This is a genomic window from Variovorax sp. GW821-FHT06D12, assembly GCF_059419205.1.
Genome location: NZ_JBWKRI010000009.1, coordinates 61,861 through 75,733 on the forward strand (window position 1 = coordinate 61,861; position 13,873 = coordinate 75,733).

Annotated in this window: 14 protein-coding genes; 6 read left to right on the top strand and 8 right to left on the bottom strand. The window is 70.4% G+C overall.

Translation table 11 applies throughout. The features are described from left to right. Window positions 1–3: 3 nt before the first annotated feature. Window positions 4–360, top strand: a complete 357-nt coding sequence (locus tag AC07SQ_RS25310; RefSeq protein ID WP_095746215.1) for a cupin domain-containing protein — start codon at window positions 4–6, stop codon at window positions 358–360. Window positions 361–422: 62 nt separating this feature from the next. Next, window positions 423–1,412 carry a Bug family tripartite tricarboxylate transporter substrate binding protein gene (locus AC07SQ_RS25315; protein WP_495271710.1) on the top strand — a complete coding sequence of 330 codons (990 nt, stop codon included), beginning with the start codon at window positions 423–425 and terminating at the stop codon, window positions 1,410–1,412. Here AC07SQ_RS25315 and AC07SQ_RS25320 read toward each other — a convergent pair. From AC07SQ_RS25320 to AC07SQ_RS25350, 7 genes are all read right to left on the bottom strand, one after another. Continuing rightward, window positions 1,399–1,776, bottom strand: coding sequence for a DUF3325 domain-containing protein (locus AC07SQ_RS25320; RefSeq protein ID WP_495271711.1), 378 nt, complete (start codon window positions 1,774–1,776; stop codon window positions 1,399–1,401). The two genes, AC07SQ_RS25315 and AC07SQ_RS25320, sit on opposite strands and share 14 nt — an antisense overlap. Then, window positions 1,773–3,392 carry a PepSY-associated TM helix domain-containing protein gene (locus AC07SQ_RS25325; protein ID WP_495271712.1) on the bottom strand — a complete coding sequence of 540 codons (1,620 nt, stop codon included), beginning with the start codon at window positions 3,390–3,392 and terminating at the stop codon, window positions 1,773–1,775. Before AC07SQ_RS25325 ends, AC07SQ_RS25320 begins: the two co-directional genes overlap by 4 nt. Beyond that, window positions 3,389–3,691 (bottom strand): hypothetical protein, encoded by a 303-nt coding sequence (locus AC07SQ_RS25330; protein ID WP_495271713.1) that lies wholly within the window; start codon window positions 3,689–3,691, stop codon window positions 3,389–3,391. The genes AC07SQ_RS25325 and AC07SQ_RS25330 overlap by 4 nt, the downstream gene beginning before the upstream one ends. Before the next feature lie 91 nt (window positions 3,692–3,782). Continuing rightward, on the bottom strand, window positions 3,783–6,260 hold the full coding sequence (gene fhuE / locus AC07SQ_RS25335; RefSeq protein WP_495271714.1) for a ferric-rhodotorulic acid/ferric-coprogen receptor FhuE: 2,478 nt from the start codon (window positions 6,258–6,260) through the stop codon (window positions 3,783–3,785). Window positions 6,261–6,330: 70 nt separating this feature from the next. Further along, the gene (locus AC07SQ_RS25340) at window positions 6,331–7,377 is read right to left on the bottom strand and encodes a FecR domain-containing protein (RefSeq protein ID WP_495271715.1); all 1,047 of its coding nucleotides are present in this window, start codon (window positions 7,375–7,377) and stop codon (window positions 6,331–6,333) included. A gap of 61 nt (window positions 7,378–7,438) precedes the next feature. Then, the gene (locus tag AC07SQ_RS25345) at window positions 7,439–7,942 is read right to left on the bottom strand and encodes a sigma-70 family RNA polymerase sigma factor (RefSeq protein ID WP_070062515.1); all 504 of its coding nucleotides are present in this window, start codon (window positions 7,940–7,942) and stop codon (window positions 7,439–7,441) included. 113 nt (window positions 7,943–8,055) lie between these two features. After that, on the bottom strand, window positions 8,056–8,805 hold the full coding sequence (locus tag AC07SQ_RS25350; RefSeq protein WP_495271716.1) for an SDR family oxidoreductase: 750 nt from the start codon (window positions 8,803–8,805) through the stop codon (window positions 8,056–8,058). 102 nt (window positions 8,806–8,907) lie between these two features. Here AC07SQ_RS25350 and AC07SQ_RS25355 point away from each other — a divergent pair, with 102 nt between their 5' ends. Continuing rightward, the gene (locus AC07SQ_RS25355; RefSeq protein ID WP_495271717.1) at window positions 8,908–9,813 is read left to right on the top strand and encodes an AraC family transcriptional regulator; all 906 of its coding nucleotides are present in this window, start codon (window positions 8,908–8,910) and stop codon (window positions 9,811–9,813) included. Window positions 9,814–9,829: 16 nt separating this feature from the next. Here the strand turns inward: AC07SQ_RS25355 and AC07SQ_RS25360 are convergent, their stop codons facing one another. After that, window positions 9,830–11,527 (bottom strand): long-chain fatty acid--CoA ligase, encoded by a 1,698-nt coding sequence (locus tag AC07SQ_RS25360; protein ID WP_495271718.1) that lies wholly within the window; start codon window positions 11,525–11,527, stop codon window positions 9,830–9,832. A gap of 206 nt (window positions 11,528–11,733) precedes the next feature. On the opposite strand from AC07SQ_RS25360, the gene AC07SQ_RS25365 reads away from it, so the two are divergent. From AC07SQ_RS25365 to AC07SQ_RS25375, 3 genes are all read left to right on the top strand, one after another. Beyond that, on the top strand, window positions 11,734–12,294 hold the full coding sequence (locus AC07SQ_RS25365) for a CHRD domain-containing protein (RefSeq protein ID WP_495271719.1): 561 nt from the start codon (window positions 11,734–11,736) through the stop codon (window positions 12,292–12,294). A gap of 109 nt (window positions 12,295–12,403) precedes the next feature. Then, window positions 12,404–12,844 (top strand): OsmC family protein, encoded by a 441-nt coding sequence (locus AC07SQ_RS25370; protein WP_495271720.1) that lies wholly within the window; start codon window positions 12,404–12,406, stop codon window positions 12,842–12,844. A gap of 42 nt (window positions 12,845–12,886) precedes the next feature. Next, window positions 12,887–13,873, top strand: a complete 987-nt coding sequence (locus tag AC07SQ_RS25375; RefSeq protein ID WP_062475921.1) for a Bug family tripartite tricarboxylate transporter substrate binding protein — start codon at window positions 12,887–12,889, stop codon at window positions 13,871–13,873.

Here is a 13,873-nt window from a genome sequence, read left to right on the forward strand (position 1 = left end):
ACCATGCATGTGACCCGTTTCAGCGAGGCGCCGCACTACGAGGCGCCCAACCACTTCGACATGCGCTGCCTGCGCCTGCAGGGCAAGGAAGCCGGCCCCTCGACGCAGATGTGGATGGGCATGAGCCAGATCCTGCCGGGCGGGCACACCGGGCTGGACGGCTCGCCGATGGAAAAGCTCTACCTTGTGCTCGAGGGCGAACTGCACATCGTCGGCGAACTCGAGGGCGCGCACCAGGAAGACGTGCTGCTGCCCTACGACAGCTGCCGCTTCGCACCCGGCGAGAAGCGCCAGCTCGAGAACCGCAGCAACCGCCCGGTGCTGGTGGCGCTGGTGATGGCGAACGCACCGCCCGCCTGACGCGCTCCTTTCCCAGTCAGTCATTCATCGCTCGCACCAACAAATCAACGGAGACAAGACGCATGAAGAAGACATTCCCCTGGAGCCGCCGACAGGCACTCACGATCGCTGCGGCACTCGCGGCCTGCACGCTCGGCGGCGCCCATGCACAAGGCGCGTGGCCGGGCACGCAGCCCATCAAGCTGGTCGTGCCCTTCACGGCGGGCAGCGGCACCGACATCGTCGCGCGCCTGGTCGCCGAAAAGCTCGGGCCCGCGCTGGGCACCAGCGTGATCGTGGACAACCGCCCCGGCGCGGGCGGCACGCTGGGCGCGGCCATCGCCGCCAAGGCGCCGGCCGACGGCTACACGCTGCTGGTGCATTCGGCCGGCCATCTCGTGAACCCGTGGATCTACAAGGGCCTGTCGTACGACACGCTGAAGGACTTCACGGGCGTCACGCCGATGGCCAGCCTGCCCAACGTGCTGGTGACCTCGCCCTCGCACTTCGCCGACGTGAAAGACCTCGTGGCCAAGGCGAAGGCCAAGCCCGGCGGGCTGAACTACGGCTCCGCGGGCAACGGCTCGGCCACGCACATGAACGCGGAGGTGTTCCGCCTCGCGGCCGGCGTCGATGCGCAGCATGTGCCCTTTCGCGGCACGCCCGAAGCCATGACCGAGGTGATGGCCGGGCGCGTCGACTGGTTCTTCGCGCCGATGGTGTCGGCGCTGCCGCTGATCAAGAGCGGCAAGCTGAAGGCGCTGGCCGTGGGCACCGCCGGCCGCTCGTCCGCCCTGCCCGACGCGCCCACCACCGTGGAGGCCGGCGTGCCGGGCTCGGCCTACCTGTTCTGGGTCGGCCTGTTCGCGCCCGCCAAAACGCCGCAGCCCGTGGTGGACCGGCTGCAGGCCGAGGTCGCGAAGATCATGGTCGCGCCCGAGCTGAAGGAACGGCTGGAGAAACTCGGCGCCGAACCTTTCACCATGCCCTCCGCGCAGTTCAACAAGTTCATTGCCGACGAGACCGCGAAGGCGCAGCAGGTGGTCAAGGCCGCGGCCATCAAGGTGGACTGACCTCAGCGCAGCAGCGCCGCCAGCACCGGCGCCAGCCCCGCTCCACCGGCCACGGCGGCAGCACCGGCGCCCACGCCACGGCGCGTGGGCGGTACGGCAACATCAGCGCCACCGGCAACGCACCCGCCGACAGGAAGCCCAGCCAGGCGACCGTCCCGACCGTCGGGCCCCACGCCATCACGCAGGGCACGATGGCCGCTGCCAGCAGCACCATGCCGATCGCGCGCAAGCCCGTGCGCCGGCGCGCGGGCACTTCGCGTCCGCGCGTCAGCTGCTCGTGGTGCCGGTCCATGGCAAAGCTCAGGCACGCCATGCCCGCATACGCCAGCGCAAGGCCAAGCAACGAAGCCCATGCCGTCGTCATCGCACCACCTTCTTCAGCAGATGGCGCAGCGCGCCCAGCGCCGCAAGCCCGAAGGCCACCACGCCCAGTTCGACGCCGAGGCTTTCCCAATCACTGCGCCGAAACTGCGCCAGCAGGTGATCGCCCGTGGTCACGAAGTTGAGCACCGGCAGCAGCAGGCACAGCGCGGCCAGCGCACCGAGTTGCTCGCGCCACGCGCGCGCCGGCTGGCGCACGAAGGCGTGCACCAGCGCCAGCGCCCACAGCGCGAAGAAGACCTGCAGTTCGCGGTCCGCGCGGTGCCCGATGCCCACCGGCACCAGCCGGTTGGCCCACAGGTAGCCCACGCAGGCGATCGCCAGGCCGGCGATGGCCGCGACGTTCAGTGCCTCGACCAGCCGGTAGACCCGCGCCGTCGCGCCGGCGAACTCGCCCAGATGCTTCTGGCGGCGCTTGACGATGAACAGCACGGCGCCCGACCCCATCATCGCGGTGCCCGCGAGCCCACATAAAAAGTAGAGCCACTTCATCGGCCAGCCGCCGAAGGTGACCATGTGCAGCCCGCTCATGGCCGACTGCGCGAGCATGGCCGCGCCGCCGTCCGCGGCGCCCGGCAGGCGCACGCGCTGCACCTCGCCACTGGCGGCCGAGAACTGCACCATGCCGGTGGTGGCGCTGAGCCGGCGCGCGGATTCGTCGTCGCCGTTCCATCCGTACACGCCGATGCGCGCAGCCGCGTCGCCCGGGTGGTCGATGACGACCGCGCGCACCGGCTGGCCCATGCGCTCCTGGCCGCGTGCCGCGAAGGGTTCGAGCACGGGCACGGGCATCGCGCGGCCGGTGGCGGCGGGCTTGTCGCTGTCGCCCAGTTCGGAGACGAAACGCACCTGCGCCTGCGGGCCCGTGCCGTAGTGCAAGACCTTGGGGGCCGGCATGAAGCTGGTGCCCGAGATCACGAGGCCGGTGTAGGCGATCATGAACTGGAAGGGCAAGGTCAGCACCGCCACCGCGTTGTGCGCGTCGAGCCAGCTGCGCTGGCCTTTCTTGGGACGGAAGGTGAAGAAGTCCTTGAAGATGCGCTTGTGCGTGATGACGCCCGACACCAGCGCCACCAGCATCGCCATCGCGGCGATGCCGACGATCCACAGGCCGACAGTGCCGGCGTGCAGCTCGTAGTGGAAATCGACGAAGTGATGGCCGCCGAGCGTGGCGCGCGCCGCGTGGCCGCCGTCTTCCTTCAACGGCTTGCCGGTGGCGGGGTCGAGCGCGACGCCCGCGTACTGGCGGTTGGCGTCGAACCAGAACACACGCAGCTCACCGCCGCCTTGCGCGTCCGAAGGCCACAGCTCCCACATCGAGGCGCCCGGGTGGTGCTCGGCCATGTAGGCCATGCCCCAGGCCAGGCGCTGCGCGCGGTCGGCCGTGGGTTCGCCCTTTCTGGCTGCGGCGGCGGCTTCCTCGGCGTGGTGTTCCGGCGTCATCCAGTGGGTGATGGGCTCGTCGAACACCGCCAGCGTGCCGGTGAGGAACACCGCGAACAGCAGCCACGAGAACCACAGGCCGCACCAGGTGTGCAGCCAAGCCTGGGCCTGGCGAAAGCCCCCTCGCGAGGGCGCATTGGTTGTCTTCGTGCTCATGCGCCGCCTCCCGCGCCGCGCAAGGCCAGGCCGAGCCCGGCCAGCACCACGGCGGGCAGCACAAGGCCGGCCCAGGCGCGCGGCAGCGACACGGGCGCAAAGGCCCAGATCACGGCGACGGTGTAGACCGCGAAGCTGAACTGCATGCCCCCGAGCGCGGCCTCGGCGGGGCCGGCCGGCAGCACGGCGGCCAGGAAGACGGCGGCGGCCGAGGCCAGCGCGTAGCCGCCAAGCACGGCGGCCGCGACACGGGACAGCAGCCGCAGGGCGGGAGAAAAGGAGGAGGTGCGGGTGTTCATCGGGGACCGGAAAACGGGGCGCGGACATGCGCCCCTCCCCTACATGACAAACGAGAACGAAAAAAGGGTCATGCCCCCCGCTCTTTCCAGGTCAGAACGCGTAGCTCAGCGTCGCCACCGCGTTGCGCGGCGTGCCGAAGTAGGCCTGTCCGTCGATGTTGCTGTAGTACTTCTTGTCGAAGAGGTTCTCGATGTTCAGCTGCAGCGCCAGCTTGGGCGTGAAGGCGTAGCGCGCCATCAGGCTCACGACCGCGCGCGAGCCCTGCTGGTAGCGCAGGTCGACGTCGCCCACGCTGTACGCGTAGTAGGTGCGGTTCTGCCAGTTGACGCCACCGCCCAAGGTGAGCCGGTGCCATTCGCCGGGCAGCCGGTAGGTGGTGAACAGCGTGGCCTGCGTGGTCGGCATGGCGGTGTTGATGCGGTTGCCGTTGCCTTCGCGGCCCAGCGTGCGCGCGATGCCCGCGTTCAGCTGCCAGCCCGGGGCCAGTTCGCCCGACACCTGCAGCTCGATGCCCTTGCTGGTCACGCCGCGCGCGCCGTAGTAGGCGCCTTCGCTCGAGTTGGGCACGAGCTTGGTGCCGTCGCGCTGCGCCACGTTCTCCTGCTCGGCGCGGAAGACGGCGATGGAGGTGTTGAGCTTGCCGTTCAGGTGCTCGCCCTTGAGGCCGATCTCGTAGCTCTTTCCGGTCACCGGGTCGAGGTACGCGCCGCTGGCGTCGCGGTAGTTCTGCGGCTGAAAGATGTCGGTGTAGCTCGCGTACACCGAGTAGTTCTCGCTCAGGTCGTACACCAGGCCCGCGTAGGGCGTGAACACCTCGTGCTTGCGCGTGGCCGGGGCGTCGGCGGTCAGGCGCGTGGAGCGCCAGCTGTTCTGACGCCCGCCCACGATGAACTTGAGCGAATCGGCCAGCGACAGGCGCGCGGCGCCGTAGTAGCCGGTCTGGCGCGTCTTGGTGATGGCCGAGACCTTCAGCGGGTCCCAGCCCGGCTCGGGGTACGACGCGGCGTTCCAGTCGTAGAAGTTGCCGGTGTCGGGCAACGCGCTGGTGCGTGGATGGCTCGCCTCCACGTAGCGCGACTGGCTGTTGCTGACGCCCACCACGAGTTCGTGCGTGCGGCCCAGCAACTTGAACGGGCCGGTGGCCTGCAGGTCGAGGCTGTTCTGGCGGAACTGGTGCTCGAAGTAGCCGGGCAGCGAGCCCAGGCCGGTGCCGGTGAGGCGGTCGAGGTCGCCGTACAGGTACAGCAGCTTGGCGTTCTGCTTGCTCTGCCGGTGCGAGCCGTTGGCCTTGAGCTTCCAGCCGTTGTCGAACTGGTGCGTGAGGTTCGCGAAGGCGGTGGTGGTGGTCGTGTCCCAGTGGGTCCATGGTGTTCCGACGGTCTTGGAGCGGTCCCAGCGCGTGGCCGTGCCGTCGCTGAAGGTCAGCGGCAGGCCGCCCCAGGTCGACGAGGTGGGCCGCGTGGCCTGCGACTCGATGCCCACGCTCAGCGTGGTGCTGGGCGTGAGGTCGGCATCGACCACGCCGTACAGCACGTGCTTGCGGCCGTGGTACATGTCGATGAAGGAGTCGCGGTCTTCCGTCATGCCGATGAGGCGGGCGCGCACGCGGCCGTCTTTCGTCACCGGCGTCTGCAGGTCGACGGTGCCGCGGCGCAGGTTCCACGAGCCCAGCGCGAGCGATGCGTTGCCGGCGAACACCTTGCTGTCGGCGTGCTTGCGCACCAGATTCACCGAGGCCGACGGGTTGCCCGCGCCGGTGAGCAGCCCCGTCGAGCCGCGCACGACCTCGATGCGGTCGTACAGCACCGGGTCGTTGGTGGAGGCGCCGAAGAAGTCGGTGGTGACCGTGGTCGGCACGCCGTCGTACTGGTAGTTGTCGATGTAGAAACCGCGCGCGTACAGGTCGGTGCGGTCGCTGTCGGAACTCACCGAGAACACGCCGGGCACGCTCTGCATGGCCTGGCCGAGCGACAGCAGGTTCTGGTCGTCGATCTGCTGGCGCGTGATGACGGTGACCGACTGCGGCGTCTCGCGCGGCGAGAGCGCGAGCCCCGTGGCCGCCGCCGTGGCGCGCGTGGTGTAGGCGCCGGTGCCTTCTGTGGTGCCGCTGCGGTCGGCCTCGGCCGTGACGGTGACGGGCGAGAGCGTGTCGATGCCGCCCAGCCCCACAGCAGGCGCGCCGGCCTCGCGGCGGTTCAGCGTGTAGCTGCCGTCGGTGCGCGCCACCACCTGCAGGCCGCTGCCCACGAGCAGGCGCTCGATGGCTTCGCGCGCGGTGTAGCGGCCGGCCACCGCAGGGCTGCTGCGCCCCTGCGTCAGCGCGGGGTCGAACGACAGCGCGATGCCGTTGCCCGCCGCGAAGGCGGCGAGCGTGCGGCCCAGCGGACCGGCGGGGATGTCGTAGGCGCGGGACGCGGCGTCGAGCGAGGACGGCGACGCCTGCGCGAAGGCCGGCCCTCCCGCGCCGGCCAGGCCGCCGAGGGCAAGCGCCACCAGGGCATGGCGAAGGACGGTGTTCAGGCGGCGCTCTGCGAACGGGCGCAAGGCGGACGGGCGGGATGCAGACATGGAGACGGGCCTTTCGGTTGGGCAACGGTGGGTTCTTCACCCTCCTTGCCAGCCGAAACGAAAAAAAGTCTCACCCCCGGATCGAAATATTTTTCGAAGTGCCCGCCGCGCCTTCTTCAGATGCCGCACGCGGCACCAGCGTGACCCAGTAGCCGCGCAGGCGCGTGGCCGCGTCCACCGGATACGTCGACACCAGCATGCGCAGCACGCCGTCGGTGTCGGCCAGCGGAAAGGCGCCCGAGACACGCAGCTCGGCCACCGCCGCGTCGCACTGCAGCAGGCCGGGGCGGTAGCGCGACAGCTCGGCGGCGAAGTCGGCCAGCCGCATGCCGTCGGCGAGCAGCATGCCTTGGGTCCACGCCAGCACCGAGGCGTCCGCCGGGCGGAAGTCGTCGATGCCGTCGGCCGTGAAGCGGGCCTGCTGCCCCGCCGGCAGCACGCGCGCGGCGGCGCGCTCGGGCGTGATGCGCACCGCGCCTTCGAGCACGGCGATGTGGGTGGCGCCGCCGGCCTCCTTGCGCACGCTGAAGCGCGTGCCCAGGGCCTCCAGCGTGCCGCCGGCGCTGGCCACGCGGAACGGGCGGTGCGCGGCGGCGGGGTCGGGCGCGGTGGCGATGAAGATCTCGCCCGCCTGCAGCACCACGCGGCGCTGCGTGCCGTCGAAGTGCACATCGACCGCGCTGGCGGTGTTGAGCGTGAGGCGGCTGCCGTCGGCCAGCCGCAGTTCGCGGCGCTCGCCGGTGGCGGTGCGGTGCCCGGCCATCCAGCCGCGCTCGTCCGCCATCTCGACCGCCTGCCAGCCGAGCCAGCCGGCGGGCACGGCCGCCAGCAGCGCGGCCAGCCGGCCGAGGGTGGCGCGGCGGCTGTTCGCATTGCCGCGCGCGGGCCGCGCGAGCGATGACATCGCCAGCGCCGGCGGCAGGCCGCCGAGCTTGTTCATCAGCTGCTCGGCGCGCGCCCAGGCGCGGGCGTGGTCGGGGTGGCTCTGGCGCCAGCGCTCGCAGGCGCGGCGGTCTTCGTCGGTGACGGCGCTGTCGTGCAGCCGCATCAGCCATTCGGCGGCTTCGTCGAGCACGCGCGGGGCGAGCGTCGATGTTTCGAAATTCATCGCGCTCATCAGAATGCCTTCGTGCTTCGCACTTCGGCGCGCGCTTGCTTGGGGCGGCCCGGCGCGGCGCTCATGCCATCACCGCCAGGCAGCCCCGGAAGCCCTGCTGCATGTAGCGCTTGACCGTGACCAGCGACACGCCCAGCTCGCGCGCGATGTCCTCGTACTTCATGCCGTCGAGCTGCGACAGCAGGAAGGCCCGGCGTGCGAGCGGCTTGAGGGCGTCGAGCATCGCGTCGATCTCGTGCAGCGTCTGCAGGATCACCAGCCGCTGCTCGGGCGACGGCGCCTCGGGCTCGGGCATCACGGCCAGCGCCTCGAGGTAGGCCCGCTCCAGCGCCTGGCGCTGGTACCAGTTCACGAGGATGTTCTTGGCCACGCTCGTGAGGTAGGCGCGCGGCTGCACGATGACCTCGGGGTTGCGCGCCGTCAGCAGCCGCGCGAAGGTGTCCTGCGCGAGGTCGGCCGCATCGCACGAATTGCCGAGCTTCTTGCGCAGCCACGACTGCAGCCAGCCGTGGTGGTCGCTGTAGAGGGTGTGGACTTGCTGGAAGGCGGCTTCGGCAGCGGACATGGCGGGCGGCACGGCGGCGGGGGCTCCGCCTACAAATAAGAATTATTCTCATTTTAAGCAAAAAGGCCGCACTGCCGCCCTGCCCGTCCTGTCCGCACTGCGGACAGCGTGGCTCAGGCCGGCCGGGCCGCCGCGAGCGCCACCGCGTCCGCGCCCGCCGGATAGCGCAGCGTCTCCGCCGTGTCGTTCGCGGCGCGCCAGACGGCCTCGGCCACGTCGGCCGCCGTGGTCACGGCCGTGGGGTTGCCCAGCGCCGCGAAGACGCCCTGCGCGAGCGGTGCGTAGTCCGGCGGGATCAGGCCCTGCATGCGCTGCGCCCCGTTCTCGGTGAACCGCGTGCCGGGCCCGTACCCCGGCTCGACCAGCTTCACGCGCACGTCGAACGCCGCCAGCTCGAACGCGAGCGAGGCAGTGAAGCCCTCGATCGCCGTCTTGCTCGCGGTGTACGCGGCCACCAGCGGCATCGGCGCGAGCGTGACGGTCGACGTGACGTTGACCAGCAGCCCCGAGCGCCGCGCCCGGAACTGCGGCAGCACGGCCTGCGCCATGGCCATCATGCCGAAGGTGTTGGTCTCGAACACCTCGCGCACGGCGGCCATGGGCGTGGCCTCGAAGGCGCCGAAAAGACCGACGCCCGCGTTGTTCACGAGCACGTCGATCGGGCCCGCGTTCTCGATGGCGGCGGCGATGCTGTCGGGCTGCGTCACGTCGAGCGGCAGCACGCGCAGGTTCGGCGCGTCGGGAAAGAGGTCGTCGCGCGGTGTGCGCATGGTGGCGACGACGCGCCAGCCCTGAGCGTGGAAGTGGCGGGCGGTGGCCAGGCCGTAGCCGGAGGAGCAGCCGGTGATCAGTGCGGTTTTCAATGGGGTTCCTTGGAAGTGGGTGATGAAGAGCCCCAACGATAGGGACGACCGACCGGACTTGCTACCATCGAAAGTCGCCATTTCTTTTGCAGGAGTCCAGCCATGGCCGATCCCCTGGCCGAGGTCATCGCGCTGCTTCGCCCGCGTGCCGTGTATTCCAAGGTGATCGCGGGCGCCGGCGCCTGGGCCGTGCGCTACTCGGCCTTTGGCCAGCCCAGCTTCTGCACCATGCTCGAGGGCGAGTGCATCCTGGCGGTCGACGGCCAGCCGCCGCTGGCGCTGGCCGCCGGCGACTTCCTGCTCATGCCGGCCACGCCCGGCTTCACGCTGTCGGGGCGCACGCCGGCACCGCCGGTGTTTCTCGATTCGCATGAACAGGCGGCGCGCGAGGACGCACACAACGAGGTTCGCCACGGCGACCGGCAGGGCCCGCCCGACGTGCGCATGCTCGGCGGCTACTTCGCCTTCGATTCGCCCGACGCCGCCCTGATGGTGTCGCTGCTGCCCTCGGTGCTGCACATGCGCGGCGTCGCGCGGCTGTCGCTGCTGGTGCAGCTCGTGCGCGAAGAGTCCCTGGCGCAGCGGCCGGGGCGCGACCTCGTGCTCGGGCGGCTGGTCGAGGTGCTGCTGATCGAGGCGCTGCGCTCGGCGCCTGGCGAAGGCGCGCCGCCGGGGCTGCTGCGCGCGCTGGCGGACAGCCGGCTGGCCGTCGCCGTACGGCACATGCACGCGGACCCCGCGCGTTCATGGACGGTGGAAGAACTCGCCGGCAAGGCCGCGCTCTCGCGCTCGGCCTTCTTCGAGCGCTTCTCGCGCGCCGTGGGCCTGCCGCCGATGGAATACCTGCTGGCGTGGCGCATGGCGCTCGCCAAGGACCTGCTGCGCCGCGGCGGCTGCGCGCCGGCGGAGGTGGCCGCGCGCGTCGGCTACAGCTCGGCCAGCACCTTCAGCACGGCGTTCAGCCGCCATGTGGGCCAGGCGCCGGGGCGCTACGCGCGCCAGCCCTAGCAAAGACAAAGGCTGCTCAGGCCGCCGTGCCTTCCTTCTCCTGCAGCAAGCGCCACATCACCTTGCCGCTGCCGCTCTTGGGCAGCGCATCGACGAACTCCACCTTGCGCGGAATCTTGTAGACCGCCATGTTCTCGCGGCACCAGTCGATGATCTGCTGCTCGGTCGTGTCCTTGTGCGTGGCGCGCAGCACCACCACGGCCTTGACCGATTCGCCGCGGTAGTCGTCCTTGGTCGAGATGACGCAGGCCTCCTGGATCGCGGGGTGGCGGAACATCAGCAGCTCGACCTCGGCCGGCCACACCTTGAAGCCGCTCGCGTTGATCATGCGTTTCAAGCGGTCGGTGATGAAGAAGTAGCCCTCCTCGTCCATGCGGCCCATGTCGCCCGAGCGGAAGAAGCGCTTGCCCTCGAACTCGACGAAAGCGGACTTGGTGGCGTCGGGGCGCTTCCAGTAGCCCTGGAACACCTCGGGGCCGTGGATGATGATCTCGCCCGATTCGCCGATGGGCATCTCCTGCAGCGTGTCGGGGTCGACCACGCGCGCGTCGGTGCTCATGAACGGAATGCCCAGGCACTGCTGCTTGGGGTGGTCCGAGGGGTTGGTGTGCGAGGGCGCGGCGGTCTCGGTGAGGCCGTAGCCTTCCTGGTACTTCAGGCCGTACTGCTCGAGCAGGCGCTGCGCCACGGCCTGCGGCATGGCGGCGCCGCCGCCCCCGATGTGGGTCATGCTCGTGAGGTCGTAGCTCGCGAAGTTGGGGCTGGCCATGAGGTCGATGACCATGGTGGGGATGTTGGTCCAGCTCGTGACCTTCCAGCGCGAGATGAGCCGGCCCGCCACGTCGCGGTCCCAGCGCGGCATGATGACCAGCGTGGCCGCCGCGAGGATCGAGGTGTGCATCATGCTCACCACGCCGGTGATGTGGAACATCGGCACCACGGCCAGCACCACCGCCTCCGACGTGGCCTGGCCCCAGAGCTGGCCGGCCATCGCGTTGTGCATGAGGCTCGAATGGTGGTGCACGCAGCCCTTGGGCAGGCCGGTGGTGCCGCTGGTGTAGGGCAGCAGCGCCATGTCGTTGGCGCCCACCACGTGCGCGGGGGCCGGGTGGCCGGCCGCGAGCGCGTCGGTCCACGCCATGACCTGGCCGTCGGCCAGCGCGGGCAGCGGGTGGCGCGTGCCGAGCCAGTCGACCCAGGCCGGCGCGGGGGCGTCGTCGCCGGTCACGCCGGCATCGAAGGCGTCGGTGAACTGGCTCACGATGAGGTGCGACAGGCGCTGCTCGGGCGGCAGTGCGTCGCTGGCCTTGGCCAGCTCGGCCGCGAGGTCGCCGGTGGTGATCGCCACCTTGGCGTCGGGGTCGACGATGTAGTGCTTGAGCTCTTCGGCCCGGTTCATCGGGTTGACCGGCACCACGACGGCGTTGGCGCGCAGGATGGCGAAATGCGCGATCACCAGCTGCGGGCAGTTCTGCATGTTCAGCACCACCCGGTCGCCGCGCTGCACGCCCAGCGCATGCAGCGTGCCGGCCAGCCGCTCGACCTGGTCGGCCACGTCGCGGTAGCTCAGCACGCGGCCGAAGAAGACCAGCGCGGCCTTGTCGGGGTAGCGCGCCGCCGAGGTGGCCAGGTTGTGCCACAGCGAGGTCGCGGGGACGGTGATCGAATGCGGGAGGCGCTTGGGCCAGAACTTGTAATGCGGGCGTGGTTGCATGGTCTGTGAACAGGCGAAGGAGGAAGGAGAGGGAAAAGAAAGCGGTGCGACAAAGGCGCAATGCGCCAGCCTAAGCCGCACCGGCCGCCGCTCCCATCGGGGAAGCCCCCGGGGCGTCACCTTGGCGACGCCCATTCTTCGTACGTCGGGTAGGCACAGCGCATCGGCTATCGTGCGGGCTCCGCTTCACCCCGTGACTGTCCGCCATGCCTGATCCCGCCCGCACTCCCCTGCGCCGACGCATCGCCCTCTTCGGTGCCGCACTGGCCGCCCTGGCCGCGGCGGGCTGCTCGCGGGTCCCCCGGTTCGGCATGTCGGCCCCGACGACGGAGCAGCCGTCCAAGGAACCACCGACGTGGTTCGTGGCCGACTGCTGGCTCGGAACCGAAGAGGTGGTCCCGCCGCACAAGGGCAAGGCCGGCGGCTCGGCGGCCGGCACCCTGACGCTGGCCACCGGGGTGTTCGAATGGCGCGTGAACGCCGCACGCCTGAGCGGGCCGGCAACGGTCGTCGGCTTCTACGGCCCCGCCGCCACGGGCAGCAATGGCCCGCTGGCGATCCAGCTGCCGCTGTCCAGCGAGGGGGAGCCGCGCAACGACGGCACCGGCGCCGGCTACGAGCGGACCGGCACGAGCCGGTTGACGCCCGCCCAGATGGCCGACCTGATGGCCGGCCTCTGGTATGTCAGCGTGTCGACCCTGGCCTGGCCGGGCGGCGAGGTCCGGGGCCAGCTCAAGCGCAGCACCTGGGGCGTGCACGGCGGCTGACGTCGGCCCCCGATGCGATGCGCTCTGCGACTACAGACAGGCGCGGATTTCGGAGCGATACCTGCGGTTCTCCCTCCGATCCACCCTCCACCTGACTGAAGGAATGTCCATGGCAGCAGACAAGCACGCAAGCGTTCACTGGGAAGGCGCCGGCAAGACCGGCAAGGGCCTGGTCAGCACCGAGACCGGCGCCCTCAAGGACTATCCCTACGGCTTCGCCAGCCGCTTCGAAGACGACCGGCGCGGCACCAACCCCGAGGAGATCGTCGGCGCGGCCCATGCGGCCTGCCTGACGATGGCCTTCGCCTTCGCGCTGGAAGCGGCAGGCCTGACCGCGACGCGCGTCGACACCAAGGCCGCCGTGCGGCTGGCCAAGGACGGCGCCGGCTTCAAGATCGACCGCATCCAGCTCGAACTGGACGCGGCCGTGCCGAACCTCGACGAAGCGAAGTTCCAGGAAATCGCCGCCGCCGCCAAGGCCGGCTGCCCGCTGTCGAAGGCGCTGGCGAGCGTGCCCGAGATCACGCTGAAGGCCACGCTGGCGAACTGACCGCGCTGCTTATGATCGTCTCCACAACAAAGGAGACGGATCATGAGCAAGCCCACCCGGACCGCATCGGCGGTCCTTTCTTTCGCCCTCGGCGCATTCGGTGCGTTCGGCACCACGGCGGCCCTGGCCGCCTACCCCGACAAGCCGATCAAGGTCGTCATCGGCTTTCCGGCCGGCGGCCCGCTCGACCAGCACGCGCGCCTTCTGACCGACAAGCTGCAGGCCGTGCTCGGCCAGCCGCTGATCGTCGACTACAAGCCCGGCGCGGGCGGCTCGGTCGGTGCCGACTTCGTCGCCAAGAGCCCGGCCGACGGCTACACGCTGGTGCTGGCCAACACCGGCGTGGCGGTGATCAACGGCGCGCTCTACAGCAAGCTGCCCTACAACACGCAGCGCGACTTCGTGCCGATCGCGCGCACCGCGATGCAGCCGCTCGCGCTCCTGGTCACGCCCAAGCTGCCGGTGCAGAACCTCAAGCAGTTCATCGACTACGCCAAGGCGCGGCCGGGCCAGGTCAACTACGGCTCGGCGGGCAACGGTGGCATCAGCCACCTCGTGCCCGAGATGTTCAAGACCGCGACCGGCCTCTTCATGGTGCACATCCCCTACCGCGGCAGCGCGCCAGCCTTCACCGACCTGATGGGCGGGCAGGTTCAGTTCATGGCCGAATCGATTCCGCAGGCCGCCAACTATCACAAGCAGGGCAAGGTGCGCGCGCTGGCCGTGACCAGCCGCGAGCGCAACCCCGCGCTGCCCGACGTGCCGACCGTCATCGAGTCGGGCGTCAAGGGCTTCGAGGTGGTGGGCTTCTACGGTTTCCTGGCGCCGAAGGACACGCCCAAGGACGTGGTCGCCAAGCTCAGCGATGCGTTCAGGCAGGTGCTGACCAGCCCCGAGGTGCGCGAGCGCATGGTGAGCCAGGGCGCGGACCCGGCCTACCTGGGCAGCGAAGACTTCGCACGCTTCCTCGCGACGGAAACGCCGCGCTGGGACAAGGCGGTGAAGGCCTCGGGCGCGCGGATGGACTGA